The sequence below is a fragment of the Streptomyces sp. NPDC058683 genome (assembly GCF_042716195.1).
Taxonomy (GTDB): domain Bacteria; phylum Actinomycetota; class Actinomycetes; order Streptomycetales; family Streptomycetaceae; genus Streptomyces.
In genome coordinates this window covers 162767-189723 of record NZ_JBHXSK010000010.1, presented here as the reverse complement: position 1 = coordinate 189723, position 26957 = coordinate 162767, and the positions used below count along the sequence as shown (strand labels likewise).

Here is a 26957-nt window from a genome sequence, read left to right as displayed (position 1 = left end):
CTAACTCGGGGGCGGCGGCACGGACCGAACATGAGTCGACCCGTGTCAACCCTGCTCCTCCGCGGAGACGACCGCGGCCGTCATGACCTCCACTTGGGGCTGAGCGCGATGGCGCGCAGCTGCTTGATGGTCAGCGCCGGGGCGGAGCGGGTCGCGGCGGTCTGCTGGGAGCCGGAGTTGAAGGCGCTGATCACCACGCGGAAGCCGTCGGTGCGCATGGTGTCGACGGTCCACATGACGACCCCGTCGCCCCCCTTCTCCCCGGGCGCCTTCCGCTCGGCCACCTGCGTGCCGTCGGGGAGGGTCTCGGACCCGGCCCCGAACAGATCCCCCGCGACATCGGACATGTCCGGCTGCACGTTGATCTGGACGAGACTCCTGCCCTTGCCGTCGTCGACGACGAGGTAGGTGAACTGGTCGTCGTCATCCTGCGCGTGCGCCACCACCTTGAGCCCCTTGGGGATCAGCGAGGTGAGGGTCCCCCGGATCGCCTTGCCCCCGTCGCCGTCGTCCTGCCCCGTGGGCGGCTCCTGGGTCTGCCGGGGATCCTCCGGAATGGCGTCGACGACCCCACGCCAGTCCTCCGCGGCCGCGAGCGTCATCAACTGGGCGGCGGACAGCGGAGGCTGGTCCCGGCTGATCGGCGCGTCCTTCTCGGCGGCGGCGTTCCACTCGCTCACGGTGACGTGATGGCCGTCCGGGGTGACGAGGTTCGCGGTCCAGAGCTTGGTGTCCACCCGCCGGTCGGGATACTCGTACCCCTTGAGGACGGTGACGACGGAAGCGTCGGGCAGATGGCTGGTGACGCAACTGTCGTACGGGATGTAGACCTTGTCCGGGCACTGGACGGCCTGCCGGGCGTCGGACCCGCCGGGCAGCACCCGGTTCACGGAGACACTGATGGCCGCGGCGCCGTGCCCGTCGTCGTAGACGAGCTGCGCGTACGGCGCCACGAGCGGCGCGCCCTTGTCGATGCCCCGCCCCTGCGCCTTGCTGAACTTGCCCTTGGGCAGCAGCTTCTCCAGCGCGCGGATCATGTCGTCCGAGGTGACGGCGTGGGTGACGGGAGCGGTCGGGGACTGGGTGACGCGCGGGGTGGTGCTCACGGCGGCGAGCGGCCGTCCGGACGACGATCCGCCCCAGGGCACCAGCAGCGCACCGCCCACGCCGGCCAGCGCGACACCGGCGGCGCCGCCCAGCACGGTGGTCCGGCGTCGCAGCCGTAGCCGCCGCCCCCGCACCGTACCGGCGGCGGCGAGCGCGCCCCGGTCGGTGTCGAAGGTGTCACCGGCGTCGTGCAGGGCGGCGGAGAGCCGGGCTTCGAAAGGATCGCTGCTGCTGTTGCCGTCGCTGTGCTGCTGCTCCACGGGCATGACGAACCACCGTTTCCACAAGATCGAGGTCAGGAGCGGGCGTACTCGGCGAGGTCCTCGCCCAGCAGCTCCCGCAACCGTGCGAGGGCGCGCACGCACCGCGTACGGACGGCGGCCGAACTCATGTTGAGCGCGTCCGCGGTCTCGTGTATCGACCGGTCCTCCCAGTACCGCAGGACGACGACGGCCCGGTCCTTGGCGGGCAGCCGCGCGAGCGCGTCGAGAAGGGTCAGCCGCAGCGAGGGATCGGCGCCGGTGTCGGCGAGCTCGGGGAACGAGTCCCTGGCCCGCTCACTGCTGCTGAACCGGCGCCGGTGCGCGAGGAACGTCCGGGTGAGCACGGTCTGCGCGTACCCGGCGGGATTCCCGACCCGGGAGACCCGGCCCCACCGGAGGTAGATCCGCCCGAGAGCCTCCTGCACCAGGTCCTCCGCGAGATGCGTGTCCCCGGCCGTGAGCAGACACGCGGACCGGTACATGTGCCCGGCCCGCGCCGCGGCGAACCCGGCGAAGTCCTCCCCAGACCCCTGCCCCATCCGCAACCTCCCCCGTCCCCGGCGCTCTGCCGCTCCACCTCATTGATGCGGTGGGCCCGGGGAAATGTTTCAAAGAATTCTCAGGGGCGGCTCATTGCTCCCCGTTCCCCCCTTCTCGTCCCCCCTGCTTGTTCTTCGTCACCGGGCCAGCGCCTCCCGCACCGCGTCGACGAGCGCGGCCGCACGCGGGTCCTCCGCCCCTTCCACGATGCTGTTCATGACGTAACCGAAGCCGATGCCGTGCTCGGGGTCGGCGAAGGCCAGCGACCCGCCGCGCCCGGGATGCCCGAAGGCGCGGGGACCGGTCAGCGGGTTGGTCTCGACGGGCAGCATGTACCCGGACCCGAACCGGATCGGCAGCATGATGACCTTGTCCACCCCGGCGGCCTGCTCCGCGGTCGCGGAGGCGAGCGTCTCCGGCGTGAACAGCCGCACCCCGTCCACCTCCCCGATCAACGCGGCGTACATCCGCGCCAGCCCCCGCGCCGTGCCGATCCCGTTGGACGCGGGCAGCTCCGCGGCCTGCACCTCGGCCGAGTTGAAGTCGATCTCGGCGGGATCGGTGACGGCGAACGCCCTGTTGCTCAGCGAGTCCGGATCCTGCAACGCGGCGACCAACTCCCGCACCTCCGGCGGCACGAGGTCCAGCGGTACGGTGCTCAGATCGAACTCCGGCTTCGGATACACCATCCGGCTCACCCGGCCGCGCTCGGCCGCCGGCAGCCCGATGAAGAAGTCGAGCCCGAGCGGCCCGGCGACCTCCTCGGCGAAGAACCGCCCCGGCGTACGCCCGGACACCCGCCGTACGACCTCCCCGACCAGCCACCCGAAGGTCCGCCCGTGATACCCGTGCGCGGTCCCCGGCTCCCACTCGGGCCGCTGAACGGCGAGCGCGTCCACCATCGGCTGCCACCGCAACGCCGCCTCCAACGGCACCGGCGGTGCCACGGTCACCACCCCGGCCCGATGCGACAGCAACCACCGCACCGGGATCTCCGCCTTGCCGTTCACGGCGAACTCCGGCCAGTACTCGGCCACCGGCGCGTCCAGATCCAACTCCCCACGCTGGGCGAGCAGATGCGCGACGGTGGCGGTGGCCCCCTTGGTCGCGGAGTACACGAGCTGCAGGGTGTCCCGCTCCCAGGGCCGCCCCGTGTCGGGATCGGCGACCCCTCCCCACAGATCCACCACCGGCCGCCCGTCCCGGTACACGCACACGGCGGCCCCGACATCCCCCCGCCGCTCGAAACCGGCGGCGAACGCCTCCCGCACACCCTCGAACCCGGCCGCGACTTCCCCGTTGATTGTCGTCATGCCCTCATCCTGGCACCACGGCCGTGCAAGTCCATGCCTTATACAGCCAGGGGTGCCCAGGAGGCCGCAGCCCCTGGGCACCCCCTACCTTCTTCGGGATGCGGTCAGAGGACCGTCATCCGTCCGTGGCCGTGACGTCCGAGGCGTACACGAGGCCGACCCGGTGGTTGTACTGGATGGTGTACATCGCCTTGGCGCCGGTGACGACCCTGCCGCTGGACGGGAAGAAGTCGTCCGTGAGGGACGGCGCCACGGTGGCCACGTAGGCCTGACCGGCCGGCACGGAGTACATGCTCAGCGCGGCCTGCGTCGAGGGCGACAGGCCCGCGGGGTACTCGGCGGCGTCCGGGTAGCTGGAGCCGTACACCGCCACGGGGGAGGTGCCGGCCGCCGTGATCACCTTCACGCCGTGGGCCGGCGCGGTGTTGCAGCCGTGCGGGTTGTGGAACCACACCTTCGAGCCGCCGTACCAGACGGCGGTCCAGTCGCCGTCCTGCCCGGCGACCACGAACTGCTGTCCCGCCACCGCCGTGCTGCCCCAGTCGTTGATCCGGTCGGTGCCGGCCGCGCCCGGGTGCAGCGCCTGGTCCCCGAAGAGGGGAGCGGTGTCGCTCGGCCCGGTACGCAGGTAGACGAAGTCCGACGGCTGCTGCGTCTCGGTGCACGCGGTGGTGGCGCCGGTCGGGTCGTCGGAGGGGCAGATCTGGACGGTCTGCAGATTGTCGGCGAAACGGGGGGCGATGGTGACCACCGAGCCGACCGGGCCGACACCGTGCCGCCCGGTGTGCACACCGACCAGGCTCATGAAGTGGTTCCAGTCCCAGGACGGGCCCGGGTCCCAGTGCATGCCGGAGACGAGGGACGAGTTCGGCCCGGCGACGTTGTCGTGGCCGATGAGGTGCTCGCGGTCCAGCGGTATGCCGAAGCGGCCGGCGAGGTACTTCACCAGCTCGGCCGTGGCCTCGTACTGCGCCTCGGTGTACCAGGTGGCACCGTGCGCGGCGTAGCCCTCGTGCTCGATGCCGATCGAGTGCATGTTGGTGGAGTAGTTGCCCGCGTGGAAGGCGAGGTCCTTCGTGGGCACCATCTGCGTCACCGCGCCGTCGGAGGCCCGCATGACGTAGTGCGAGGCGGAGCCGCCCGGCCGCTGGAAGAGGCTGATGGCGGTGTCGTACGACGTCTCGGTGTCGTGGATGACGATGCTGTCGATCCGGATGCCGTTGGCGGGGCGGTCGGAGACCTGGCCGTTGGACGGCGACGCCGGCACGAAGGTGCAGGCGACGGTGGCCGGGCACTCGGTGCCGGTGTCCGCCGCGGACGTCAGATCCAGCGAGGCCAACTGGCCGGTCGCCGGGTCGACATCGCTGTCAGCCGACAGCTTCACGTGCTCGCCGTCGGCCGTGGTGCGGTGGGCACCCTTCCGCACGGTGGCGAAGACGCGGTCGGCGAAGGCCGCGGCGCCCTGCCGGTCGGTGGCCTGGCTGTAACGGGCGACGGCCGCATACCAGTTGCCCGGGTCCGTGGAGTCAGTGGAGTCAGTGGAGTCCGTGGAGCCCTTCGAGCCGGACCCGGTCACGGCCTTCTGGTAGGAGGCGAGCAGCGCCGCACCACCGCGGATGTTGGCCGCCGCATCGGTACGCAACTCCTCGGCCGGCAGACCGGTCAGCTTCGCGGCGGCCTGAAGGGAGTGCAGGGCAGGATCGCCGGCGAGCTTCGCCAACTCCCCACGTCCCGCCGCACCCGCGTCGCCGCCGGCCATCATCGCCGGCGTCACGTCCGTGAGATGCATCGGACCGAACCCGCCGTCGGTGCTGTGCTGCCCGGCATGTGTGTCCCAGGCAGACTCCTGGTATGCCACCGCCAGCAGCACCTGACGCGGCACGTGGTAGGCGTCGGCGGCGGCCGTGAAGTCCTGTTGCAGCGTGGTCGCCGCAACCGGGGTTCCACCGGCGGCCAGTGCCGGCACCGGCACGGCCGTCCCGCCCGCGACGGCGAGCGCGGCGACGGCGGTCAGCAGGGCCGGACGGCGGGACTTCGACGCGTCTTGGCGTCTGGGATTACTTGTGCTCATGAATAGGGTCCTCGAACCTCGGAGGATCAAGTGGCGGAATGGAGGATGCATGCGACGGGACATCGGTTCATCGACCGGGCCGGTATGCGCGCAACTCCGCGACCTACGCGGGGCTTCGTCCGTCGACGCCTGAGAGTGGATGATCCCTCCCGGCACGAACACGCGTCAACCTGGCTTGCGCAAAGCCGACTTGAGTGCAAGCGGGATCCGCACGCGACACCGGGCACCCGAACGGCGTCCCCGGGTGGTCCAGGTGCGTGCCACTTGTCTTCTTCCGCTCCCTGCGCGTCAATACGGCCGACACCTGACGCGACGTCAGGCGAAATCTCCGTAGGAGGAGTGAGCCATGAGACACACGAAGCGGAAGTTACGCGCCGCGGTGACCGCTGCCGCCTCCGCCGCGCTGCTGGCCGGCACGGTGGCACTGGCCCCGGGGCGGGTGCCGTGACACCCATGTGGGCCACGGCCCAGTACGACTGCGGAACCCTGGGGCGGACCACCGCCGATTTCACGGCCACCCAGAACGGCACGGACGCGACGATCACCGTCGAGTTGCCCGGGATCACCGCCCCCGTCACGATCCCGGCGTACACCATGACCACCACCCTGGTGCTCTACGACACCACCACCGGTGAGCCGACCACCTTCACCGGAACTCTCTCCAACCCGACCCTCTTCGCAGGCGACCCGCTCAACTCCGGCCCGCTCGAGGGCACGGTCGAACCCGGGCAGAGCCTGGACACCATCGGCGGCGTGTACGGCCTGAGTTTCGTGATGCTCGGCATCACGTTCACCTGCCGGGCGGCCACCCCGTTGTCCCCGGGCCCCTTCGTGTTCTGAACCGACTTCCCCACGGCCCGGCCGCCCGCCTCCGCACGAACCACACCAGACGCTTGCCGGTCGCGAGCCGCCCCGGGCCGATGCCGTTGACGGGTTCTCCTGGCCCCCCCCGGTTCTCAGGGCACCGAAGCCGCCTCCCGTCGTCCCCCTCGGACTCCTCTACGATCCCGACCGACGGCGTCGGCAGGGGAGGCGGACAGTGCAACCAGATCTCCGAGTGGGAGACATAGTCAGGGTCTCCTGCCCCGACACCCCCGCACGAGTCACCGGAAAGTCGAGTCATGACGTGTCGATCGAGTGGCCCTGGTGGTCGGCCGACCCGGACTGCGACTGGATCTACTGGAACGGACAGGTGTCCCTGGCCCACGACCCGACGTCGTACGACGGCCAGGACGGACTCGTCCGCACCACCCCGCCGGCCGACCACCTCACGCCCGGCGCCCCCTGCCACGTGGGCATTCCGCCCACCCTCGTACACGTGATCTCCGTCGACCGCTTCGACCCACCCCTGGAGACCGGCCGCCTGCCCCGCCCCCACCGCCTCGTCGTGGTCCTCCGCACCGGCCACTCCCACGACCCCGAACGGGAAGAGCAGGGCTTCGAGATCGACCCGGACGACGACATCCCGATCACCCTCGACCTGGTCTTCCGCCCCTACGCCTGCCTGACACCCGGCGACGAGGTGGCCGACGCGGCAGGCCGCGCGTGGCGCTTCGGCACCCCCTGGGACTGGTACCCCTTCGACGGCGCCGCCCCCGACGAGCCCCACTGGCCCCTCACCCTCCTGACCCGAGAAGGCCACCCAGCCGATCCAGACCCGGCCGCCACCGTCACCGACGCGACGAAGACCGGCTCGCACCACGAGGAACTGACCCGCTGGTCGAAACTGGCCCAAGCAACCCCCACCCGGACACCGCCAACCCCGTGAGCAGCGAAACCCCCGGCAAACAGCCCCTTGTAACCCACACAAGGGCCATCCAACGCAAGCCCCGCCGCATCCTTCCCGGCCGCCCGCTCGCTTCTTCCCCGTGCTGGAGTGAGCTGAGTCAAGGGTCGGCCGAAGGACGATCGGCGCCAGCCGACGCGGACGCGCAGCGCAGCGGAGCGGGAGCGCCCTTTACTCAGCTCACGGAGGCACGACCCTGAAAAAGAAGCGGGCGGCCGGGGGCACCTTGCAGCCGACGGCTGCGAACTCGGCCTTGGCGTCTCTCATCGGCTTCAGGAAGGGCCCTCTGCCTACTCAGATGCCACAGCCCAGCACCTGATCCAACAAGCCTTGTCAGTCGGTACTTCAGAGCTTCGGCTCCACCGGGAACCCCAGCTTGTCGGCCCAACTGGCCAGCGCCCCCGCCGCGATCTCCCGGGATTCGCCGCCGACGGGGGTTTCCGCGAGAAGGGTGCGCTCGGCGTTGGCGACGGAGAGTTCGCGGTAGTACTGAAGGTCCTCGAAGCCGTTGACCCCGACATCATGGCTGGTGGCGGCGTAGACGAGGCGTGAGACGCGGGCCCAGTAGCAGGCCACCAGACACATGGGGCACGGCTCGCTGCTGGAGTACATCACGGCGTCTTCCATGAGATGGCGCCCGAGTTTGCCGCCGGCGGCACGGAGGGCCATGACCTCGGCGTGTGCCGTCGGGTCGCGCAGTTCGACGACCGAGCTGGTGCCGGTGGCCACGACCTCCCCGCCGATGACGACCAGGGCACCGAACGGAGTCTTGCCCTCGTCCTCCAGAGCATGGCGGGACAGCTCGATGGCCTGGGCGAGAAAGACGTGGTCCTCGGGGGTCTCGGGGGAGAAGGGCACCTGGTCTCCAAGTTTCTGATGGGCCGCTCGCGGCCACGCTCACATGTAGATGGAGGGATCGGCGTCGCCGAAGGGGCCGTCCAGGTCCATGTCGTAGCCCGTGAGGGGCGTGGTTGCGCCGACCGTATGGATGATGTCCAGCGCCAGCCCGGCCCGCTGGTGGTCGGTCCAGTCGCCGTTGTCCAGCACTTCGACCATATCCGGGATAGGGGCGGACGACTGGTCACCGTTGAGGATGAGACGGTGGATCCGGGGCGCCGGTCGGTCGGACGCACAGAGCAGGAGGCTGGTGGCCGACAGCCGGTGGTGCCATTCCTCGAACGCCCGGTCGACAGAGGCGGGCCGGGCAGCGGCACCGGAGACGACAGGCAGGTTGTGCAGGATCACGCGGTCGACGGTGAGGCCGGCCCCGCGATGCAACTGGGCGTTCATGACGGCCTGATCGATCTCGTTGCGGAGGCTGACGAGACCCTGCTGGAGCCACAACAGACCGCACTGCACAAGGACGGCGGCCGTCACGTCGCTCGACTGGAGCGCGGCGATGCGCTCACGCCAGATGGCCATGTCTATGCCCGGTTCCGTCATGCCCCCTCCCGGGTGTGCGCCCCGACCAGGGTCAGGACCTTGAGACCCACGACGATTGCCTCGATCGGCTCGTTCTCCTCGGCCGCACCAGGAAGGACGCGGGCAGCCAGACCGGCGGTGGCCTTCAGCCCGGCGGAGGGAAGCGCGGCGAGGAAGCCGCGCAGTTCTGTGTCTTCCTGGCCGGGCGCGAGCGGGGCCAGTCGGCACGCGACGGCGAGGATCACCGCGGCGGGCCGCTGATGCGGCTCCACGTGCGGGGCGGGAACGCGGTACGTGCGACTGACCCGGCCGTGGTGTACCCGGTCGCTCACCGACCCTGCCGGGGCCGTCCGGGAGAGGAGTCCGAGCAGGGCCGTACGTGCGTGCTCGGCCGTGGCGAAATAGCGGTGAGTGGCGAACGTCCGAAGGTAGGCGCCCAGCAGTTGATGGTCAGGGGTGAACTCGGGACGTACCAGCTCCGGCGGGTGAGCGACGCGGCAGTCCCGTAAGGTCGCCAGCGCGGTCACCGAGGCCAGCGCCCAGAAGTGGTCGTACTCCTCGACGCCGCCGAACGCAGCACGAGTGGCGTCCGCAGCCGGGGTGGTCACGGCGTCGTCGCCACCGAACAGCGACTGACGTAACTGGGTGAGGATGGACGCGCCGTCCCAGTAGTTCCCCATGAACTTCGTGCCGGTGAGGATCTCGTAGACGCCGTACATGGCGCTGGCCTGGTGCGCACCGTGGAACTCGGCGAAGTCGGAACTCCACAGCAGGACTTGGCGAGGCTCGGTGAGGAGGGTGCCGAGTTCGTCGGGGTCGGTGGCTGACTTTGGGTCCGGGTCGACGCAACGCAGGATCTTCAGCCGGGCGTCGGTGCTCAGAGCGACCAGCTCACGGGCGGACCGATTGGACGCGACGCCACGTACGGACATCAGCAGCGCGGCGTCGGCCAGCCATGCCAAATAGCGGCTGAGGGCGCCGAGCGGCGGGGCGGGCTCGGGCAGGGTCCGGCACAGCCGTACGACGGAGTCGACGAGGGCGTGAGCACACGACGTCGCCTGGATCGGATCGGCCCCGCTGACCAGGGCGGCGCGGGCGAGCCGGTGCAGGACGTCGACATGGAGGGCGATCGCGTTCTCGGCCGCCTCCACCGCTACCTCGGCCTCGACCAGTTGGTCCACGAGGTTCCGGACAGCGGACGGATCGTTGCTGGTCACGGCCTGGCTGATGGCACCGAGGTAGGCGTTGACGACCGGGCCGTTCTCAAAGTCGTGGGCCGCCGAACCCATGTCCGGCCGGCCGAGCGCCTCGGCGAGCGTGCGGCACAGCAGCCGGTTACGACCGCCAACGCTGGCCAGACCGAAGAGCCGTATGAACGAGAAGATCCCGAAGATGTTGGCCAGCAGGAACAGCAACGCGCCGTAGGTGGCGCTGATCCTGTTGTCACCCAGCAGGCCACAGGCCGTGAAGAGCGCGGCGGCCCAGCCGATGAGCACCCACTCCCGGAAGGCGATGTGGCTGTCTATCGCCCGCAGTGACGGCCAGGAGCTCGCCGCGGAGAAGGTCAGCGCGAAGATCACGGCTTCGCCGGTCAGCAGCGTGGCAAAGAAGGCGATGCTGAACTGCGTCGCGGCCACTACGTCATCCGGGCTGCGCGGATAGAGGATGGCGAGAAGCGCGAGTACGACGGCACACACGCACAGCACGATCTGCCGACGCCTCTGCACCACAGCCCGCTCGCTCCCCCCGTGCCTCAGCCGACGGGCCAACTCTTGCAGGAGGTTGGGGAGTTGCCAACAGGGGCGGTGCCTCATGGCGGTGATCGACGCGATGTTGTTGGGAAGTTCCAAGCAGACCTGTTGGAGCGATCCGGGGCGCCTTCTCCGCACGACGCGATGGAGGTCGATGTCTCCCACCACTGATCCCGGATCGCTTCCCTCGATCACCGAAGGTGGTTGTCGCTACGCAGGCACCGGGCAATCCGCGCAGCGGAAGTTTCGCTGTGCGCCATTCGAGGCTGTGGGGTCGTCGAACTCGGAGAAACCGCCGCTGTCATTTCGATACACGATGCCGATCCCGTGTTCAGCAAGCAGGCCGCGGAGCTCTTCGTGGGGTAGCGACGGCGTAAGCACCATGAGGTGAAGGGGCTGATCGTGGTTGAGATCCCTCAAGTAGCGTCGAAAGCTGAGGAGTTGGGCAAGAGCCTGAGTGATGGACTCGCTTGCTGCGCTGGCTGTCGGCTCGTACACCGTGTTGTTTGTTTGGTTGTAAAGGTCGATTGAGAGCTGAGACGTCGAGTTTCGCATCGATAGTTCGAGTTGAACGAGGGGATGCCCGGCTGCGGTTTCACGCTCTTCGAAGGCTTCTGCCAGATCGTCGCGGGCTGCCTCCATCTGGTTGGCGTAGGTTGGCTGCTGATCTTGCCGCCACTGCCGTCGGTACTTCCGGCGGAGACGCCCTCCAGTCTGGTTAAATCGAAATCTTGAACTGGGGGTGGGCTGAAAGGTGTCGGAAGTCTCCCGAATGTAAGAACCGATAGGGCGTAACCGGAAGACAATAACGTTGCGATCCTGGCCTAATTCATCCTTGGCTTCCCGTATCTCGAATTGATTGCGTTCGTCTACCTTGAACTTACCTATATATTTATGTGTGCGAGTGTCGCTTCCTGGGACCTTGCCTACAGCTATGAAAAGATGTAGAGTGCGCCCTTTGTTTGTATGGTTGAGGATTGCTGCATTTCCACCACTGAGGGTCTGGTTGCCCTGCTTCCCGACTCCCGTGTAGGTGAATATCGGGCCTATGTCGTCATCTTCGGCGAGCCATCCATCGCGATACCCATAGCGCTCGCCGATCTTGCTGTCGGAAAACAGAAGAACGTTCTTTTTCTCCACTGCTGGGCAGATTCCGGCGTAGCCGCTGCCGCCGAGTACTGGATGGATTTGCGCACGTGTGAGGATGGCGCCGGGCTGAAACCCGGGTACGGGTGTTGTCATGGGTCGAGGCTAATGGTTCTCGTGCTCACGGCGTGCGGGGAGCGGTCGAGGTTGCTTCGAGGGGCGTTGTGGTAGCGCTGGGTTCGGGCGAGGATGGTGTGATGAGTGACGTAATGGGCACCGTTGTCTCGGGTGTTATCGCCTTCGCGGCCGCGGTCATCGGGGCTGTGATCGCTGGCAGATACGCCAAGCATGGAGCGGAAGTCGGCGGACGTAATGCAGTTGAGGCGGCGTTAGCGCAGGTGCATGGCCAGGCGGCAGCGGAGCACTGGCAGTGGGTGCGTAGCCAGCGGCATCAGTCCTATGCCGCCCTCATTGCGGCTTATGCGGCTCTAGATGACGTGTTCACCCGTGTTACGCCTGGGATCCTTAATGGGCAGGGACTTGATGGATCGACACGGCGCGAGGTGCATGAGCGAACACTCGAACTTCAAGCTAAAACCAGCCTATTGGCACTATGGGGGCCGGATGAGGCTAATTCGTTGGCCTATGCGCTTACCGGAACGTCGGTGGAAGCGGCGAGCACCTTGTTGCAAATGGGCGGCGTGAGCCCCTCGGGCTCGGGCGTGGATTTGTCCACGTTTAGTCAGGTTAGGAGTGAGATGGTGGAGGCGTATGCCGGCTTCCTCCAGCGAGCCGGAGAGATTGTCCGTGATCCCCGGCAGCCGGTCAGCTAGCGATTTCTGACTGTATGGATACTAGCGTTTGTATAAAGTCCCGCCATGCAGTATCACTCAATGTGATCTGCGGTCCCAAATTAACCTTGGAGTCGCGTACTGCGATTGCCTCGGCGAGTGCGGCTACCTCCAGGCACTCGCCCCCCATGCCGTTGCTGTAGCTGCTTCTGTGCCACTGGATGCTGGATGACGGCATTATCAAGAATGCTCCTTCATGATTCTTGTGATCAGTAGGGCTGAGCGTTGGGGGCTGAGTGCCAAGGCCCTGAGGTGATCAAACGCCTTCGCGTACAGGGCCACATCCTTGGGCTCTTCGAGGTAGACCGAATCGGTGAGCCCCTCTCTGTAAACCAAGTCGGGGTCCTCCTGCTCTGGGAAACCGAGGATCGTGTACGACCCCGTCGTGGGGTATGCGCCCGCGTCGAACGGCAGGATCTGGACAGTCACGTTCTTCAACTTGCCGATTTCCAGGATACGTTCGAGTTGGCGGGTCATGACCTGGCGGCTGCCGACCACGTGCGCCAGCGCACTCTGGTGGATGACAGCCCATAGGTCGGGCGCGCCCTCTCTGGTGAGTAGCTCCTGGCGACGCATCCGGACGTCGACCATGCGCTGAATCTCCTCCGGGGTGTGGTCGGCCCATGCACGGCACTGCTCGGCTGCGTACTCACTAGATTGCAGCAGGCCAGGGATGAACTCTCCTTGATAGCTCCGCAAGTTGGAGACTGCCTGTTCAAGGCCAACGTACACAGAGAACCAGGCAGGGATCGCGTCGCCATGAGCGTGCCACCACCCCTTGGTCTTGGCCTCCTTGGCCAGCGACTTCAGGAGATCGCGTAGCTCTTCAGGGGTTGCGTAGAAACGGCAGAGTGCATCGACGTCAGAGGCTTGGACGCGCCCCTGCCCCGTTTCCATCCGGCTCACTTTGGAGCTGCTCCAGTCCAACTCCTTGCCCACCTGGCTACAGGTGAGGCCACTCTCCTCGCGCAGCCGCTTGAGCTCGATCGCAAGTCGGCGCCGGCGGGCCGTGGGGGATCCGGCCATGTCAACTCCTCGTGGGTTAGCGGAACATCCATCCCATCGGAAGAGGTGCGAAAGACCAATCACCCTAACGAGGGAATCCCTTCGTGCACGTTGCAGGAAGGGATTCCCTGCTGCGAATCTCTCACTGAGAGTCATCGCGTGGTGTCAGTACGCAACGGTGCGTGTGGAAGGTGAGCAATGGCGATCTACGTAAGTGGGCGTGCCGCGCGGGAGCCCTGGCGGCACGAGTTCACTGCCCATCCGAAGGAAGTCGCTCAGCTGAGGCAGATGTTGAGACTCCGGCTCATCCTGTGGGGGCTGCGTGATCACGTGGACGCAGCGCAGATCTGCGTATCGGAGCTGGTGACCAACGTCATTCAGCATGTCGGCGAAGGAACACCCGCGACCCTGCGCATGGAGCTCAATGAGCCGCATCTACGTCTGGAGGTGGAGGATCCCGATCCGCGGGCGTTGCCCACCTTGCTCGCTGCCAGCGATGTCCTGGAGTCGGGGCGGGGCATGGCACTGGTCGACACGGTGACCGACCACCGGTGGGGTGTGATCCTTCACGGCAAAACGAAGGTGGTGTGGTGTGAGCTTACGGTTGATGCCTCCGCCGCCTGTCGGCCAACAAGCGGTCCTCGCATCACGCGGGCTATGGCGATCCTTGAACTGTATGGGTCTTGGCCACTCCCGCGCGGTAGGGACATGGCCGGGGGCGCCAGCCTGTTGAGTATGGCGGTGGCAGAAGAGGCCGCCATTGAGGTCATGGCTGACGTGCTGCACTGGTTGCGTGCGCACGGTCATGACCCCGATGACGTACTGGACCGGGCCCAGACTCACTTTGAGGCTGAGAACGGTGGACCCGTGTGAAGGTCGTTGAGCCTGCTAACCGGCGGTGATGGCCGAGTACGACCACACATCCGCAGGCAGCTCATGGTGCAACTGCCAGGTGATGGCTATGGGTTTGCTGCCCTCGTGCTGGACGTACGTCGCAGGGCCGAGCAGCATCCATGGTTGGGCTTTGCCGATGTCGGTGTCCTTGTAGCGGCGCATGAACAGCAGCACGTGGCTGCCGCGCTGAGCGTGTTGCTGATAACGCAGTCCTGTGGGTGAGGTGTCTGCAATCGTGCTCTGGGACTCCCAGTGGAAAAGGACACGGCTCAACGCATAGTCCTTGTAGCGGACGGTGGGGGAGAAGTCCTTCTCGTTCTTCTCAAGAGTGATCAGCAGGGCGTCCGTCTGGTTTGGTTCGTCCCACACGACGCCCTGGGCGAAAGACCCAGGCATCTGCCCGCCGAGGCGAGCGACGCCAAGCGCGGCCAGGATCTCGGAGCGGTTGTACGCGCTGTGGATCTTCAGGGGGATGTGCGCGTGCGGGCCCTCCAGGGGAATGGGGAAGTGGTCGGCCTGCTCCATTACACGGTCGAGTACCTGCCGCAGTTCGCTGCGGAGGGCTCGCTGCTCGCGCAGGGATTCAAGCCCCTCAGCATAGGAGGTGAAACCACCAGCCTTGTCCCAGAGGTTAAAGAAGAGCATGCGCGCGTACGTTGCGTCCCTCTCATTGAGGGCCTCGTACGCCGGGGCGTCATCGCTCAGCAGGCGGGTATACGCCTCGGCTCGTTCGCGGTCGTCGATGTGCAGGAACGCGTGGACCCGCTTCAACAGGTCTTCCTCGCCTGCCTGTTCAGGCACATCGGCCAGGTCAGCGCGGCGCAAGATGGACGTCCACGAATTGCTCGACTTGTACAACTCCTTGATCTCGCGGCGGCTCTCTCGAAGATAGTCGGCGAGAAGCGGCGTATGGAAAGCCCTGACCTCCTTGGCGAGGGTCTGGACGGTCGCTTTGATTTGCGTACGGATGTTCTCCAGCACGAGGTCCTTGGACTTGCCCTCAAGGATGATCTGGCAGCCGGAGGGCAGCAGAGGAAAGTCATGCTCAGCGTGCTCCAGGAGCCGGTTGCGCGACAAGTTCGTCATCGCACGGAACTGCTCCTCGAACCGGAACTCGGCACGATGCTGGCCGATGAAGTCGAGCACGGTGAGTACGGGCTTGTCGGGCGTGCGGCGCAGGCCTCGACCAAGCTGCTGAAGGAAGACCGTGGCGCTGTTCGTCGGGCGTAGGAGCAGCAGCGTATCGACGTCGGGAATGTCCAAGCCCTCGTTGAACAGGTCTACGGAGAAGATGACCTGGATCTCTCCGTTCTTGAGCTCGGACAGGACCTGGTCACGGACCTCGGGCTTCGACTCACTGTCCAAGGCAGCAGCCTTGAACCCTGCCTCCTGGAAGCACTTCGCCATGAAGTGAGCGTGCTTCCTGGTGACGCAAAAGCCGAGCGCCCGCATCTTCTTCGGGTCGGATACCTTGTCCTGCACCTGCTTGATGACGATACGGGCCCGGAAATGGTCGGCGGAGAACAGGTCACCGAGTTGGCTCTGGTCGTACGTCCCCGAACGCCAGTTGAGGCGGGTGAGGTCCGTACCGTCGGGCACACCGAAGTAGTGGAACGGGCAGAGAAGGTCGTTGTCGAGTGCCTCCCACAGCCGCATCTCGGCGGCGATCCGGCCTTCGAAGAACTCATCCTGCACGTTTAGCCCGTCGGCGCGCTCAGGAGTGGCGGTCAGGCCAAGCAGTTGCTTCGGCTTGAAGTGGTTGAGGACGCGGCGATATGTCGTAGCCGTGGCGTGATGGAACTCGTCGACGACGATGATGTCGAAGTGTTCCGGGTCGAACTGATCCAGTCGCTGATCGGTAAGGGACTGGACGCTCGCAAATACGTGTTCCCAATCGCGTGGCAGCTCACCGCTGAAGAGCGGTTCCCCGAAAGACGCGTCATTGAGCACTTCACGGTACTTGCGGAGCGACTGCTTGAGGATCTCTTTGCGGTGTGCCACGAAGAGTAGCCGCGGGTACCGCTTGCCGCCCCACTCCTTATGCAGGGAACGGTAGTCAAGCGCGGCCATGACCGTCTTGCCCGTCCCGGTCGCGGCGACCAGCAGGTTGTGATGGTGACCGCGGACCTCACGCTCGACGTGTAGCCGTTCCAACATGTCAGCTTGGTGTGGGTATGGCCGAACCTCAAGGCCCGAGAGACTGATCTTGGAGTCTTGGCTGGACATCGGGCCACCCGCGACATCCAGAGCCTCGTCCAATTTCCGGGCGTCGCGATCAGGGTCGTAGGCCTCGAAGGCGATGTCATTCCAGTACGAGTCGAAGCTGGCCTCGAACTTGGTCAACACGGCGGGTGTGGCGACGGACGACAGGCGGACGTTCCACTCCAAGCCGTCGAGAAGTGCGGCCTTGGAAAGGTTGGAACTGCCGACGTACGCAGTGTCGAAGCCACTGTTGCGTCGAAACAGCCAGGCCTTGGCGTGCAGGCGCGTTGAGCGGGTCTCATAGTTGACCTTCACTTCCGCGCCGAAGTCTCGGACGAGACGGTCGAGGGCATGTCGGTCGGTGGCGCCCATGTACGTCGTGGTGATGACGCGAATAGGCACGCCGCGCTGGGCTGCTTCCCGAAGCGGGCTCTCTAGAACACGGATGCCATACCACTTCACGAAGGCGCAGAGCAGATCAATGCGGTCCGCCGTGGCCAGCTCAGCACGCAGTTCGCTGCCGAGGCTGGGGTCCTCGGCGGAGTTGGTGATGAGCGCGGCTTCAGACAATGGTGTAAGTGGTCGGATTGCGTAGACACCGGGAGCTTCCATCTCGGCGAGGGCCAGGAGCTGGCGAGGGCCATCGGCGATTAGGTCGACAACATCGCTGCTTTCAAGGTCGGCAGAGCTGGAAGCGAGTGATTCGATGATTTGGTTGGCGACGGCGACGCGCTTCTCCTGCGGCAACTGGCTGAGCCGCTGCCCTACAGCACGGCTGATGTGCCGAGCTAGGACATACGGTGACGATTCATCGCTGACCTCGTCATCGATGGCCTTCCAACCAGCAGTACGCAGCTGCTTCATCTGCTCCTGCATGCGCTGGGTGACGAGTTCTTCGTATACACCCGCGACAGGCTGTGACAGGTCCCCCGGCTGAGCCACGCTGATTCCCCAATCCCTCAAAGCACAGCAATGGCTCTGTTGTAGCAGGTGACGCTGACAGTCCCCACGGAGGACTTCAGCTTCTATGGAGTTGCCGTTGGACCGCCCGCTTCTTTCTCAGTGTCGTGCCTCCGCGACCCGCCTCAAGGGCGCTCCCGCTGCGCTGCGCTGCGCGTCCGCGTCGGCTGCGCCGATGGCCCTTCGGGCCACCCTTGACCCGGGCCGCTCCAGCACGGGGTAGAAGCGAGCGGGCGGCCCGGGGAATGTGGGCGGCTTGCCGGGGTGGGTCCTGGGTGGGTTGCGATCGCGGCCGGGGTTGGGGCGCGTCGGGTGGGTGGGGGCACGCCGGGTGGGTTCGGCGGCGGGGGGATGTCCGTGGTGGTGGGTGGGTTACGAGCCGTGGCAGGCGTCGTACGGCTGTGTCTCGCCGCACCAGCACTCCGACGTCCGCTGCGGCGGCCAAACCACCGCTCGCCCCCGTGCCGCCAGTGTCGTCGCATACTGCGGGAGCAGCGTCGTGTCGCCCGGGGATGAGCCCTCCGACGCTGCGAAGGCCTCGTACGAGGGGACCGTGGCCGTCACGATGCCCAGGTTCGCCGTGCCGGAGGCGGAGAGTTCGCGGAGTGAGGACTCTATGGTCGAGAGGTGTTCGGGGTGGGACGGGTACTCCGTCTCCAGGTCCGGGTACGCCGACAGGAGTTCCGTCAGTTCTTCCGCCGGCCAGTGCAGGACCGCTACCGGGAAGGGGCGGGAGAGGGCCTCGCGGTAGGTGCCGAGTTCCGCTCGGAGGCGGGAGATTTCCGCTTCCAGTTCCGCAGGGTTGTCGGAGCCGAGGGACCAGACGCGCTTCGGGTCGTGGAGTTCGTCCAGGGAGATCGAGGACGAGTGGAGGGTGTCCGCGCGGGCGTCCCAGTCGTCGTGGGGGAGGCCCAGCATGCGGCGGACCCGGTGGCGGCCGATCAGCACCGGGTGCGTGGCGTAGGGGGGTTCCGTCACGTCCGTGAGGAGGAGGGTCGCCGCCTCCGTGAACGTGTCGTGCGCCGCTTCCAGCTCGTCGTGGGATTCCAGGGATTCGGCCACGATCACCCAGGGGGCTGGGTCCCGGGGGGCTGTGGTGCGGATGCCGTCGATGATCGCGCGCGCCTCGGCCTCGTGGTCGTACTCCCACAGGTTCGACGCCTTCAGGGCGCGGACCAGCGGTGCGTTCTCCAGGGTGTCCGGGGTGGAGAGCAGGCGGTCGTAGAGGGCGGTCGCGGCGGGGCGGGCGTCGGACAGTTCCAGGTGGGCCGCGGCCTGGAGCAGCAGGGCCTCGGCGTCCTCGGGGTAGAGGCCGGCGGTCCGTTCCAGGCGTGCCGCTTCGGCGGAGTGGTCGACGTTCTCGGCAGGCGTGTCGGGGCGCATGAACGACACGGTACTGCCCGTCGGTGTCAAAGAAGAGATAGAGATGGGGGGCAGTCGGTTGCGAGGGGAGTCGTTCTGTGGAGTTCGCGTTCCGAGGGCGCGTCGTCGAGTGGCGGGGGCCCGCGCCGTACTACTTCGTTCCCGTACCCGAGGAGGAGTCCGGGGAGATTCGGGAGGTCGCCGCCATGGCCTCGTACGGGTGGGGGGTGATTCCTGTCCGCGCGACGGTCGGCGGGGTGGCCTTCGAGACCTCGCTGTTTCCCCGGGACGGCGGGTATCTGCTGCCGCTCAAGAACGCCGTGCGCAAGCCGCAGGGGCTGGGGGCGGGGGACGAGGTGCGTGTGGAGATGGGGGTTCGGTTGCAGTAGTGGCGCCGGGGGCATGATGGGTGGGCTGCGTGCCCCCGGCGCCGGGGCGCCTAGATCGTGACCCCGTCTATCTGCAGTGTCTGTACCGCCTTCGCCGGGACCGACACCGCCACCGTCTTCCCCGACACGTACGTATCCGAGTAGGACTTGTACAGGTCCCCGCCCGTCGTCACCGTGTTCCAGCGGGGGACCAGGCCGCCTGTGCCGCCGGTCACCGTGGTGAAGCCGGAGAGGTTGAAGGTGAAGGTCTGGGCGGCGGTGGCGGTGTTGAGGGCGACTATCACCAGGCGCTTCGCCGACGAGTCGTAGGCGGCCACCGCGTTGCTCACGCCCGTGTCCAGGATCCTCATCCCGGGACGGATGTGACGGCTGAACTGCGCCATCACGTAGTACTTGGTGGTGACTGCCCCTGCCGCCAGGGTGTTCGCGTCGTACGCGATCATCGCCCAGTTCGAGGACGGGTCCATGACCTGCCAGTAGACCCAGGCGGTGGGGTGCAGCCAGCGGAAGTCGTAGAGGAGGTTGAAGGCGAGGGTGTAGCCGGTGCCGTCGTTGTCGCCGGTCTCGGAGTTCCAGAGGGGCTTGCCGGCCGTCGTCACGACGTCCGTGTAGAGCAGGTCGCGGCGACCGCCCGAGCCCTGGTAGCCGTGGACGTTCACGCGGTCCACGTAGCCCTTCGTGGTGGCGGAGAAGGCGCTCCAGGTGGTGCGGGCCAGGTCGTAGCTGGTCTCGTCCGAGGCCGAGATCTTGGTGGTGGTCAGACCCCGGCTGTTCAACTCGCTTCTCACATAAGGAAGTACGGCTGCCTGGACCGTCGAGTCGATGTGGCAGCCCTCCTGGGTGCCGGTCGCCGTCCACCAGGAGGACGAGGGCTCGTTGAAAGCCTCGACCGTCGCGAAGTTCACGCCCCAGTTGTTCTTGGCGTAGAGGGCGACGGCGGCCAGGTGGGAGGCGTGCTGGCGGTAGTTCCAGGACTGGAGGTTGTTGCCGCCGTCGGAGGCGCCGGACGGGTTGTGGTTGTAACACATCCACCACATGGGGGAGTTGGCGAAGAGCTCGGCCGTCGCGCCCCGGTTCACCGCCTTCACGAGCATCGCTCGCTGCGTGGCGTCCGCGGTCCAGTCCCAGGCCGAGGAGGTGGGGTCCTCGTTGTTCCAGTCCTGCCAGTAGCCCTCGATCTGCTTGAACGCGGGGATGTTGGCGGAGGCCACCATGCTCTCGCCGTTCACGGTGTTCCAGCTGCATCCGCCCAGGTTGTAGCGGGCGATGTTCAGGCCGAGGCCGGGGAGCGAAGTGCTGTTGTACGTCGTCGACTTGGTGGTGAAGAAGATGTCGGCGAAGTCGTCGCGGGCGCCGAAGACGTTCGCCCACCAGGCCAGTGAGGTGCCCCAGCCCTCCCAGGTGCCGTACGAGGTGGATGGGCTGACGGCGATGGTGGCGTCGGCGCGGGCCGTGCCGGTGGCCAGGGCGCTGCCCAGGAGGCCGCCTCCCGCGGCGGCCAGGAGTGTTCTGCGTCGGATCATGGCTGTTTCTCAACCTCTCCGTGCGGCTCAAGCACCGGTTCGCCTTGACCCGGGCCGGTGTTGACTCGTCCCCCCGCATGCCAACACGAAGCATCGGGTGTGGTGTGTGAGGTTGTCGAGGGATGTGACAGCGGTTTCTAAAACCCGTGGAGGAAGTGATCGTGGAGAAGGGTGGAGAAGGGCGGAGAAGGGGCGGGGAGAGGGATCGCGGTGAGGGGCCGCGGCGAGGGGAGGGGCGGGAATCCCTACGGCTCTGGTGACTTGGCGGTGTTCGCCTTATCGTGCGGCACCGGTCGGCGTGCGGCACCGGCCGTGGGTGGCGGGAGGTGCGTGCGCGGTGCGAGTCGTGGGGCACGGTGACCGGCGGTGGCGGGCGCGGCGCCGGCGGGTGCTGTGGAGCGGGGGCGAACTCCTCGTCACCGTGGGCGTGGTGCTCATGCTCCTCGTCGTGCACCAGCTGTGGTGGACCAACCGGGAGGCCAGGCAGGGGGCCGAGCGGAAGGTGGAGGCGCTGGAGCGGGAGTGGGGGGACTCCGGCGGGTCCGGAGGCTCGAGCAGCGAGGCGAAGGGCGATTCCGGTACGACGGACTCCTCGCCGTCCGCCCGTACCGGCACCGGCCGGCAGCAGACGTCGTACACCACCCGGGTCGTCGCCTCCCAGGCCTACGCGATCCTCGTCATTCCCCGGCTCGGCCTCCGTGTCCCGGTCGCGGAGGGCGTCAGCAAGCCGAACGTGCTCAACCACGGGTACGTCGGCCACTACCCCGGCACCCAACAGCCGGGCCAGGCAGGGAACTTCGCGCTCGCCGGGCACCGGAACACGCACGGGGAGCCGTTCCGGTATCTCCCCCGGCTCCGGCGCAAGGACACCGTCGAGGTCGAGACCAGGGCGGCGACCTACACGTACACCGTGGACCAGATCCTGCCGCAGACCTCGTCCCGTGACTCCGGGGTCATCCGGGCCGTACCGCGGTCGATCGTGAAGCCGTCGTACGGGTACCAGGAGCCCGGCTACTACATCACCCTCACCACCTGCACGCCCGAGTTCACCTCGCGGTACCGGATGGTGGTGTGGGGGGAGTTGGTGTCGATGCGGCCGCGGGCGTAGTGCGCTGCCGCCGGGAGCGTCGCCCTCGTGACCGGGGCCGGCGGATCGAGGACGTCCACGAGGGGCGGCGGGTGCTCGCGGAGGCCTGGCGCAGAGGGGATGCCGGTCCCACGGAGGAGGAGCGGGCCGTGCTCGCCGTGCTTGAGCGGGAGCATCGGGTGCCCGGCCTCCTGGACACCGACCCGGTGCCGCTCCTGCCTGTCGCCCGGCTCTTCGTGCGGGACGTTCCCGGGCTCGTCGTTCCCGACGGCCGTGACCTGCTTCAGGTCCTGTGGTGTCCGTTCGGCGCCCACGGGGAACAGGCGGCTCCCGGTCCCGCCCCGCCGGGTCTGGAAGCAGCGCCGTAGGGGCCCGGCACCGACGTCGGCAATACGTGACCGCCCGCCTGGTCCGGGCGGGCGGTCGGCGGTCGGTGGGGCCGGACTACGTGGTCGACCAGCGCCTCAGGCAGGGCCAGGTGTTCGGACCCACCTCGCCGTCCCACTCACTGGAGTCCGAGAAGCAGGCCTTCTGGGCGTTGATCACCGCGGCTTCCGTGTTGGAGCCGAACTCGCCGTCGATGCCCTTCGGGCTGAATTTGCTGTCGCCGACCCGGTTGGCCCAGTAGGTCAGCAGGCACTGCACCTCGATGACGCGATTGCCGGTCTGCCCCTTCTTCGTGTTGGTCGTGTTGGTGTCGCTGTACCCCTCGTACAGGTAGTACAGGCCGCCACTGGCCTTCCAGGAGGGGTGGCAGGTGTACGTCGCCGTGGCCGCGGTGGGTACCGCCGCCGACGCGGCGGGTGCCAGGGCGACGAGCGAGGCGCCGAGGACTCCCGCCACGAGAACCGTCAGCTTGGCGCGCGCCGTCCGCGCCGTCCTCGTCCTGGCACCGGTGGTGTTCCTGATCATGAACTGTCCCCCATGTTCGGATCGGTCCTGGTGAGGCCACGATGTCAACGTGGTGGACGAGGATCCAGGACGTTCGACCCAGTTCTAAAGACGCAGGCCCACGTGGCCGGAACGCGTGACGGGTGCGCACGGAGGGGTGAGGGGCGGGGGAGGGAGCTGAGAGGGCGTCAGCCGAGCCTTTCTCCGGGCGTCCGGCTCTCCCGCTCCCGCAGCCCCAGCACCGCCACCGCCGCCAGCAGTGCCAGCCCCGCCGACACCGCGAGGGCGGTGTTCGCGCCGTGGCCCGGGCCGCCGCTCGACGAGGTCACGATGGCGATCGTCAGGGCGACGCCCGCGCAGGAGCCGATGTAGCGGAAGGTCTGCTGGGCGCCGGAGCCCATGGCGGCGCGGGCGGCCGGGACCGATTCGACCGAGAGCAGGGGCAGGGCGGCGTTCAGGAGGCCGCTGCCGATGCCGCCCAGGACCAGGCCCGGCAGCAGGCGTTGCCAGGAGCCCGAGTCGACGGCGCCGAGCATGGTCAGGACGCCGGCCGCGTGGAGGGTGAAGCCGACCGCCAGCTGCCGGCGGGGCGGGACGCGGCCGGACAGGCGCTTGGCCTGGAGCGCCACCGTGAAGGACAGGCCCGACCAGAGCAGGAACAGCCACGCCGTGTCCAGCGGGGTCAGGCCGAGCACCTGCTGGAACAGGACCGGCAGGAAGCTGAAGAGGCCGATGACCGCGAAGCCCGTGAACAGGCCGCCGGCGGAGGAGGCCAGGAAGCTCGGGCGGCGCAGCAGGCCCAGGTCGATCATGGGGGTCGTGGTGCGCTTCTCCACCAGGACGAAGACGGCTATGAGGACCACCGCGGCCAGGAACAGCAGGCCCACCTCGGACCGCAGCCAGCCGTCACGGCCCAGGGTGAGCGCGGCCACCAGGGAGACCAGCGCCAGGCCGAAGGTGAGGGCGCCCAGGATGTCGGGGCGGCCGCCCCTCGGGGAGCGGGATTCGGTGAGCGCCCGTGGTGACAGGGCCGCCACCAGCAGCGTCGCCGCGGCCAGGACGGCGTAGGCCACCCGCCAGTTGGGCAGCGCCGCTGCCAGGAGCGGGCCCGCCGCGATACCGCCGCTCACGAAGGCGCCCCACACGCCGGTCGCGTGCAGCCGGCCGCGTGGGCTCGGGAAGGCGTGCACCAGCAGGCCGAGGCTGCTCGCCAGGATCGCCGCACTGGCCGCGCCCTGGGCGATACGGGCCAGCGTGAACAGCAAGGTGGAGTCGGTCAACGCGCCGAGGGCGGTGGTGATGCCCAGCGTCAGCGTGCCGAGCAGGAAGATCCGGCGGCGGCCGAAGTCGTCGGCGAGGCTGCCGACCACCAGGAGGAGGGCGGCCAGGCCGAGCGGGGTGCCGTTGATCAGCCAGGCCTGGGCGGAGAGCGGGGTGTGCAGGTCGGCCGCGGTGTCGCGGAGGGTGACCACCGGCGCGGTGTACGTCATCAGGCTCACGGCGGTGGCCGCGCTGGTCAGGGCCAGGGTGGCGCGGGCGCGGGGCGTCGTGTCGGGGTGGGGTGCCGCGGGCTTGTGTCGGGCACCCGGCGCTTCGACCTCAGTGAGGGTTCGTTCATTGAACTCAGCCATGGTGGTACCGTAGCACGGTGGGTTCGATGAATGAACCTAGCGTGGAGGAACTGACTAAGGTGGTCCCCATGGCACTGGGCAAGGACTATGTGACGCAGGAGTGCTCGATCGCCCGCGCGCTGGAGGTCGTCGGCGAGCGCTGGACGCTGCTCGTCGTCCGCGACGCGCTCTACGGCGTACGGCGCTACAACGACTTCCTCGTCCACCTCGGCATCCCGCGCGCCGTCCTGTCGGCCCGCCTCAAGGCGCTCACCGAGGTGGGGATCCTGGAGAAGCGCCGGTACCAGGAGTCGCCGCCCCGGGACGAGTACGTCATCACCGAGCGCGGGACCGAGCTGTGGCCGGCCCTGCGCGCCCTCGCCGTCTGGGGGCGCGAGCACCTCATGGACTGCCGGCTGCGCTACTTCCGGCACGCGGACTGCGGCACCGAACTCGGGTCGTACGGCGAATGTCCCGCGTGCGGAACCGTCGTGCCCGTCGCCGACGTTCTTATTACGCCGGGACCGGGACTCGACCCCGACCCGGCGGATCCGGTCAGCCGGGCGCTCCTCAAGCCCAAGAGGCTCCTGGAACCGATGGAAACCGATCATGTATAAACAGCGACAGGCAGTCGATAAGCAGTAGAGCAGGCAGTGGGGAAGGGGGAGGACGCACGTGAACCGCTGGTCGGCCGTGCCGTCGCGCCCCGTCGCCTTCCTGCTGCTCGTGCTGCTCGATCTCCTGCTGCTCGACTCCGGCAGCCTCTTCACCACCGTCGCGCTCGCCGCGACCGCCGCCGTCGGCTCTGCCCTCGCGGTCTCCTCCGTCCTCGCCGCCCGCTCCGCGCCCGCCGTGCCGCCCACCCGGGTCCGTACGGCGATCCGCGACCGGGCCCGGCGTACCGCCTTCCTGCCGCAGCGGGACCCGGACGCCAAGGGCCGGAGCCGCCCCCGAGCCCCCGGACACGCCCTCCCGGCGACCACCGCGTAAGGCACCCGAGAACCCGTTCCGGGTGACCCCGCGCGGGTCGTCATGCCGTTCCACCTCTTCACCCACGGCACGACGAGACCCCCGGAGGGCTCCCACCCATGTCCGTTTTCGCTGCCCTGGTCGAGCAACTCGCCGACCTGCTCCAGCCGTTCTTCCACGCCTCCGCGGCCGCCGCCGCGATCGTCCTGTTCACCGCGCTCGTACGGCTGCTCGTGCATCCCCTGTCCCGTGCCGCCGCCCGTGGCCAGCGGGCCCGGACCGCGCTCCAGCCGAGAATCGCGGAGTTGCGGAAGAAGCACGGCAAGGACCAGGAGGCGCTGCAGAAGGCCGTGCTGGAACTGCACACGCAGGAGAAGGTGTCACCGCTGTCCGGCTGTCTGCCCGGGCTGCTGCAACTGCCCGCGTTCTTCCTCCTGTACCACCTCTTCTCGAGCTCCACGATCGGCGGCCACGACAACAGCCTGCTGAACCATTCGCTGCTGGGCGCCCCCCTCGGCGGGCGCGGGGCCGACGTCCTCGGCAACGGGTCCGGGGGCGCCGGGCTGGTCTATCTGGGGCTGTTCGTCCTCGTCGCCGCGGTCGCCACGTTCACCTTCCTGCGCACCAGGCGGACGACGGCGGGGGCGGTCGCGAGCGGCGTGGAAGGTGAGCAGGTGCCGGGGCTGGGCGCGGTCACCAAGGTCACGCCCTACCTGTCGTACTTCACTCTGTTCACCGTGGCCGTGGTGCCGCTGGCCGCCGCGCTGTACGTGGTGACCAGTACGACGTGGAGTGCCGTCGAACGCGCTGTGCTGTACCGATGAGGGCGGGAGTACGGTCCAGTACGTGAACAGGGTATTGCCCGCTGCAAGTTCTTCTCGGAGGATCGACCAGTCCTCCGATGGCTGCACCCATCGGCCGGGCGCCCGCTATCAAGGGAGATGGTGACGACCATGAAGCTGCTGCGAGTCGGTACGGCGGGGGCGGAGCGGCCCGCGCTGCTCGACGCCGAGGGGGTCCTGCGGGACCTGTCCGGGATCGTCGACGACATCGACGGGACCCTGCTCGCCGACGAGGCCGCGCTCGGCCGGGTCCGCGCCGCCGCCGAGGCCGGGGAGCTGCCCGCGCTCGACGCGACCGGGCTGCGGGTCGGACCGCCGCTCGGGCGGATCGGCAAGATCGTGTGCATCGGGCTCAACTACCACGACCACGCCCGCGAGACCGGCGCCGAGCCGCCGACCGAGCCGGTCATCTTCTTCAAGGCCGCGGACACGGTCGTGGGGCCGCACGACACGGTGCTGGTCCCTCGCGGGTCCGAGAAGACCGACTGGGAGGTGGAGCTGGCGGTCGTCATCGGGCGTACGGCGCGTTATCTGGCCGACGACGAGGATCCGCTGGCGTACGTCGCCGGGTACGCGGTCGCGCACGACGTGTCCGAGCGGGAGTTCCAGATCGAGCGGGGCGGGACCTGGGACAAGGGGAAGAACTGCGAGACGTTCAACCCGCTCGGGCCGTGGCTGGTCACGGCGGACGAGGTCGGGGATCCGCAGGAGCTGTCGCTGAAGCTCTGGGTCAACGGGGAGCTGAAGCAGGACGGGACCACCGGCGAGCAGATCTTCTCGGTCGCGGAAGTCGTGCGGTACGTCAGCCAGTTCATGGTCCTCTACCCCGGGGACGTCATCAACACGGGGACCCCGGCGGGGGTTGCGCTGGGGGCGCCCGAGCCGAAGCCGTTCCTGCGGGGCGGGGACGTGGTGGAGCTGGAGATCGCGGGGCTCGGTCGGCAGCGGCAGGAGTTCAAGAACGCGTAGGCGCTCTGCTGGGAGGGGCGGCGGGGAACTGCTCCGGTCGGTCGGCTGCGGGCCGGATGTGGCT

General features: G+C 68.0%; 26 protein-coding genes. 11 read left to right on the top strand and 15 right to left on the bottom strand.

The window, feature by feature from the left end:
* Positions 1 to 80: 80 nt before the first annotated feature.
* The 4 genes from ACFWXC_RS13405 to ACFWXC_RS13390 form a co-directional block, all read right to left on the bottom strand.
* Positions 81 to 1373: a hypothetical protein gene (locus ACFWXC_RS13405; RefSeq protein WP_384477752.1), complete on the bottom strand. Its 1293-nt coding sequence runs from the start codon at positions 1371 to 1373 to the stop codon at positions 81 to 83.
* Between the two features lie 29 nt (positions 1374 to 1402).
* Positions 1403 to 1909 (bottom strand): SigE family RNA polymerase sigma factor, encoded by a 507-nt coding sequence (locus tag ACFWXC_RS13400; RefSeq protein WP_384477750.1) that lies wholly within the window; start codon positions 1907 to 1909, stop codon positions 1403 to 1405.
* 138 nt (positions 1910 to 2047) lie between these two features.
* Positions 2048 to 3223 (bottom strand): serine hydrolase domain-containing protein, encoded by a 1176-nt coding sequence (locus tag ACFWXC_RS13395; RefSeq protein ID WP_384477747.1) that lies wholly within the window; start codon positions 3221 to 3223, stop codon positions 2048 to 2050.
* Positions 3224 to 3338: 115 nt separating this feature from the next.
* Positions 3339 to 5294, bottom strand: a complete 1956-nt coding sequence (locus tag ACFWXC_RS13390) for an N-acetylmuramoyl-L-alanine amidase (protein WP_384477744.1) — start codon at positions 5292 to 5294, stop codon at positions 3339 to 3341.
* Between the two features lie 453 nt (positions 5295 to 5747).
* Between ACFWXC_RS13390 and ACFWXC_RS13385 the strand changes: the two genes are divergently transcribed.
* Positions 5748 to 6134 carry a hypothetical protein gene (locus ACFWXC_RS13385; RefSeq protein ID WP_384477741.1) on the top strand — a complete coding sequence of 129 codons (387 nt, stop codon included), beginning with the start codon at positions 5748 to 5750 and terminating at the stop codon, positions 6132 to 6134.
* A gap of 286 nt (positions 6135 to 6420) precedes the next feature.
* Positions 6421 to 7062 carry a hypothetical protein gene (locus ACFWXC_RS13380; RefSeq protein WP_384477738.1) on the top strand — a complete coding sequence of 214 codons (642 nt, stop codon included), beginning with the start codon at positions 6421 to 6423 and terminating at the stop codon, positions 7060 to 7062.
* 363 nt (positions 7063 to 7425) lie between these two features.
* Here ACFWXC_RS13380 and ACFWXC_RS13375 read toward each other — a convergent pair whose 3' ends face one another.
* From ACFWXC_RS13375 to ACFWXC_RS13360, 4 genes are all read right to left on the bottom strand, one after another.
* Positions 7426 to 7938, bottom strand: coding sequence for a nucleoside deaminase (locus tag ACFWXC_RS13375; RefSeq protein ID WP_384477735.1), 513 nt, complete (start codon positions 7936 to 7938; stop codon positions 7426 to 7428).
* Between the two features lie 39 nt (positions 7939 to 7977).
* On the bottom strand, positions 7978 to 8523 hold the full coding sequence (locus tag ACFWXC_RS13370) for a hypothetical protein (RefSeq protein ID WP_384477732.1): 546 nt from the start codon (positions 8521 to 8523) through the stop codon (positions 7978 to 7980).
* Positions 8520 to 10232 carry a hypothetical protein gene (locus ACFWXC_RS13365; protein ID WP_384477729.1) on the bottom strand — a complete coding sequence of 571 codons (1713 nt, stop codon included), beginning with the start codon at positions 10230 to 10232 and terminating at the stop codon, positions 8520 to 8522. Before ACFWXC_RS13365 ends, ACFWXC_RS13370 begins: the two co-directional genes overlap by 4 nt.
* A gap of 231 nt (positions 10233 to 10463) precedes the next feature.
* Entirely contained in the window at positions 10464 to 11495 is a 1032-nt protein-coding gene (locus tag ACFWXC_RS13360; RefSeq protein WP_384477726.1) for a hypothetical protein, read from the bottom strand.
* A 101-nt stretch (positions 11496 to 11596) separates the two neighbouring features.
* Here ACFWXC_RS13360 and ACFWXC_RS13355 point away from each other — a divergent pair, with 101 nt between their 5' ends.
* Positions 11597 to 12172 carry a hypothetical protein gene (locus ACFWXC_RS13355; RefSeq protein ID WP_384477723.1) on the top strand — a complete coding sequence of 192 codons (576 nt, stop codon included), beginning with the start codon at positions 11597 to 11599 and terminating at the stop codon, positions 12170 to 12172.
* Here ACFWXC_RS13355 and ACFWXC_RS13350 read toward each other — a convergent pair.
* Together ACFWXC_RS13350 and ACFWXC_RS13345 are read right to left on the bottom strand one after the other, a co-directional pair.
* Positions 12165 to 12368 carry a DUF397 domain-containing protein gene (locus tag ACFWXC_RS13350; protein ID WP_384477721.1) on the bottom strand — a complete coding sequence of 68 codons (204 nt, stop codon included), beginning with the start codon at positions 12366 to 12368 and terminating at the stop codon, positions 12165 to 12167. The two genes, ACFWXC_RS13355 and ACFWXC_RS13350, sit on opposite strands and share 8 nt — an antisense overlap.
* Before the next feature lie 2 nt (positions 12369 to 12370).
* A complete protein-coding gene (locus tag ACFWXC_RS13345) occupies positions 12371 to 13216 on the bottom strand; it encodes a helix-turn-helix domain-containing protein (RefSeq protein ID WP_384477719.1) in 846 nt (281 codons plus the stop codon).
* A gap of 177 nt (positions 13217 to 13393) precedes the next feature.
* On the opposite strand from ACFWXC_RS13345, the gene ACFWXC_RS13340 reads away from it, so the two are divergent.
* Positions 13394 to 14068: an ATP-binding protein gene (locus tag ACFWXC_RS13340; RefSeq protein ID WP_384477716.1), complete on the top strand. Its 675-nt coding sequence runs from the start codon at positions 13394 to 13396 to the stop codon at positions 14066 to 14068.
* A 15-nt stretch (positions 14069 to 14083) separates the two neighbouring features.
* On the opposite strand, the gene ACFWXC_RS13335 is transcribed toward ACFWXC_RS13340, so the two are convergent.
* On the bottom strand, positions 14084 to 17167 hold the full coding sequence (locus ACFWXC_RS13335; RefSeq protein ID WP_384477911.1) for a DUF3427 domain-containing protein: 3084 nt from the start codon (positions 17165 to 17167) through the stop codon (positions 14084 to 14086).
* A gap of 456 nt (positions 17168 to 17623) precedes the next feature.
* Positions 17624 to 18634, bottom strand: a complete 1011-nt coding sequence (locus tag ACFWXC_RS13330; protein ID WP_384477713.1) for a hypothetical protein — start codon at positions 18632 to 18634, stop codon at positions 17624 to 17626.
* 77 nt (positions 18635 to 18711) lie between these two features.
* Between ACFWXC_RS13330 and ACFWXC_RS13325 the strand changes: the two genes are divergently transcribed.
* On the top strand, positions 18712 to 19002 hold the full coding sequence (locus ACFWXC_RS13325; protein WP_384477711.1) for a DUF1905 domain-containing protein: 291 nt from the start codon (positions 18712 to 18714) through the stop codon (positions 19000 to 19002).
* A gap of 50 nt (positions 19003 to 19052) precedes the next feature.
* On the opposite strand, the gene ACFWXC_RS13320 is transcribed toward ACFWXC_RS13325, so the two are convergent.
* Positions 19053 to 20525 carry a beta-1,6-galactanase gene (locus tag ACFWXC_RS13320; protein WP_384477708.1) on the bottom strand — a complete coding sequence of 491 codons (1473 nt, stop codon included), beginning with the start codon at positions 20523 to 20525 and terminating at the stop codon, positions 19053 to 19055.
* Between the two features lie 337 nt (positions 20526 to 20862).
* On the opposite strand from ACFWXC_RS13320, the gene ACFWXC_RS13315 reads away from it, so the two are divergent.
* Together ACFWXC_RS13315 and ACFWXC_RS13310 are read left to right on the top strand one after the other, a co-directional pair.
* Positions 20863 to 21633: a class E sortase gene (locus tag ACFWXC_RS13315; protein ID WP_384477706.1), complete on the top strand. Its 771-nt coding sequence runs from the start codon at positions 20863 to 20865 to the stop codon at positions 21631 to 21633.
* A 128-nt stretch (positions 21634 to 21761) separates the two neighbouring features.
* On the top strand, positions 21762 to 21980 hold the full coding sequence (locus ACFWXC_RS13310) for a hypothetical protein (protein WP_384477703.1): 219 nt from the start codon (positions 21762 to 21764) through the stop codon (positions 21978 to 21980).
* Between the two features lie 76 nt (positions 21981 to 22056).
* On the opposite strand, the gene ACFWXC_RS13305 is transcribed toward ACFWXC_RS13310, so the two are convergent.
* Both ACFWXC_RS13305 and ACFWXC_RS13300 read right to left on the bottom strand, forming a co-directional pair.
* Complete coding sequence (locus ACFWXC_RS13305) at positions 22057 to 22524, bottom strand: peptidoglycan-binding protein (RefSeq protein WP_384477700.1); 468 nt, start codon at positions 22522 to 22524, stop codon at positions 22057 to 22059.
* Between the two features lie 167 nt (positions 22525 to 22691).
* Positions 22692 to 24134 (bottom strand): MFS transporter, encoded by a 1443-nt coding sequence (locus ACFWXC_RS13300; protein WP_384477697.1) that lies wholly within the window; start codon positions 24132 to 24134, stop codon positions 22692 to 22694.
* Positions 24135 to 24202: 68 nt separating this feature from the next.
* On the opposite strand from ACFWXC_RS13300, the gene ACFWXC_RS13295 reads away from it, so the two are divergent.
* The 4 genes from ACFWXC_RS13295 to ACFWXC_RS13280 all read left to right on the top strand — a co-directional run bounded on the left by ACFWXC_RS13295 (position 24203) and on the right by ACFWXC_RS13280 (position 26893).
* Positions 24203 to 24730, top strand: coding sequence for a winged helix-turn-helix transcriptional regulator (locus tag ACFWXC_RS13295; protein WP_384477908.1), 528 nt, complete (start codon positions 24203 to 24205; stop codon positions 24728 to 24730).
* Between the two features lie 58 nt (positions 24731 to 24788).
* On the top strand, positions 24789 to 25103 hold the full coding sequence (locus tag ACFWXC_RS13290; RefSeq protein ID WP_384477694.1) for a DUF6412 domain-containing protein: 315 nt from the start codon (positions 24789 to 24791) through the stop codon (positions 25101 to 25103).
* Between the two features lie 98 nt (positions 25104 to 25201).
* Positions 25202 to 25906 (top strand): YidC/Oxa1 family membrane protein insertase, encoded by a 705-nt coding sequence (locus tag ACFWXC_RS13285; protein ID WP_384477691.1) that lies wholly within the window; start codon positions 25202 to 25204, stop codon positions 25904 to 25906.
* Between the two features lie 129 nt (positions 25907 to 26035).
* Complete coding sequence (locus ACFWXC_RS13280) at positions 26036 to 26893, top strand: fumarylacetoacetate hydrolase family protein (RefSeq protein ID WP_384477688.1); 858 nt, start codon at positions 26036 to 26038, stop codon at positions 26891 to 26893.
* The last annotated feature ends 64 nt before the right edge of the window (positions 26894 to 26957 follow it).

Bases quoted from the DNA above. Each gene is read 5' to 3' on its own strand.
- ACFWXC_RS13295 (WP_384477908.1), top strand. From the start codon at position 24,203: ATGGCACTGGGCAAGGACTATGTGACGCAGGAGTGCTCGATCGCCCGC.
- ACFWXC_RS13320 (WP_384477708.1), bottom strand. From the start codon at position 20,525: ATGATCCGACGCAGAACACTCCTGGCCGCCGCGGGAGGCGGCCTCCTG.
- ACFWXC_RS13330 (WP_384477713.1), bottom strand. From the start codon at position 18,634: ATGCGCCCCGACACGCCTGCCGAGAACGTCGACCACTCCGCCGAAGCG.
- ACFWXC_RS13335 (WP_384477911.1), bottom strand. From the start codon at position 17,167: ATGCAGGAGCAGATGAAGCAGCTGCGTACTGCTGGTTGGAAGGCCATC.
- ACFWXC_RS13405 (WP_384477752.1), bottom strand. From the start codon at position 1,373: ATGCCCGTGGAGCAGCAGCACAGCGACGGCAACAGCAGCAGCGATCCT.
- ACFWXC_RS13395 (WP_384477747.1), bottom strand. From the start codon at position 3,223: ATGACGACAATCAACGGGGAAGTCGCGGCCGGGTTCGAGGGTGTGCGG.
- ACFWXC_RS13280 (WP_384477688.1), top strand. From the start codon at position 26,036: ATGAAGCTGCTGCGAGTCGGTACGGCGGGGGCGGAGCGGCCCGCGCTG.
- ACFWXC_RS13300 (WP_384477697.1), bottom strand. From the start codon at position 24,134: ATGGCTGAGTTCAATGAACGAACCCTCACTGAGGTCGAAGCGCCGGGT.
- ACFWXC_RS13370 (WP_384477732.1), bottom strand. From the start codon at position 8,523: ATGACGGAACCGGGCATAGACATGGCCATCTGGCGTGAGCGCATCGCC.
- ACFWXC_RS13345 (WP_384477719.1), bottom strand. From the start codon at position 13,216: ATGGCCGGATCCCCCACGGCCCGCCGGCGCCGACTTGCGATCGAGCTC.
- ACFWXC_RS13400 (WP_384477750.1), bottom strand. From the start codon at position 1,909: ATGGGGCAGGGGTCTGGGGAGGACTTCGCCGGGTTCGCCGCGGCGCGG.
- ACFWXC_RS13340 (WP_384477716.1), top strand. From the start codon at position 13,394: ATGGCGATCTACGTAAGTGGGCGTGCCGCGCGGGAGCCCTGGCGGCAC.
- ACFWXC_RS13350 (WP_384477721.1), bottom strand. From the start codon at position 12,368: ATGCCGTCATCCAGCATCCAGTGGCACAGAAGCAGCTACAGCAACGGC.
- ACFWXC_RS13355 (WP_384477723.1), top strand. From the start codon at position 11,597: ATGAGTGACGTAATGGGCACCGTTGTCTCGGGTGTTATCGCCTTCGCG.
- ACFWXC_RS13285 (WP_384477691.1), top strand. From the start codon at position 25,202: ATGTCCGTTTTCGCTGCCCTGGTCGAGCAACTCGCCGACCTGCTCCAG.
- ACFWXC_RS13360 (WP_384477726.1), bottom strand. From the start codon at position 11,495: ATGACAACACCCGTACCCGGGTTTCAGCCCGGCGCCATCCTCACACGT.
- ACFWXC_RS13390 (WP_384477744.1), bottom strand. From the start codon at position 5,294: ATGAGCACAAGTAATCCCAGACGCCAAGACGCGTCGAAGTCCCGCCGT.
- ACFWXC_RS13305 (WP_384477700.1), bottom strand. From the start codon at position 22,524: ATGATCAGGAACACCACCGGTGCCAGGACGAGGACGGCGCGGACGGCG.
- ACFWXC_RS13385 (WP_384477741.1), top strand. From the start codon at position 5,748: ATGTGGGCCACGGCCCAGTACGACTGCGGAACCCTGGGGCGGACCACC.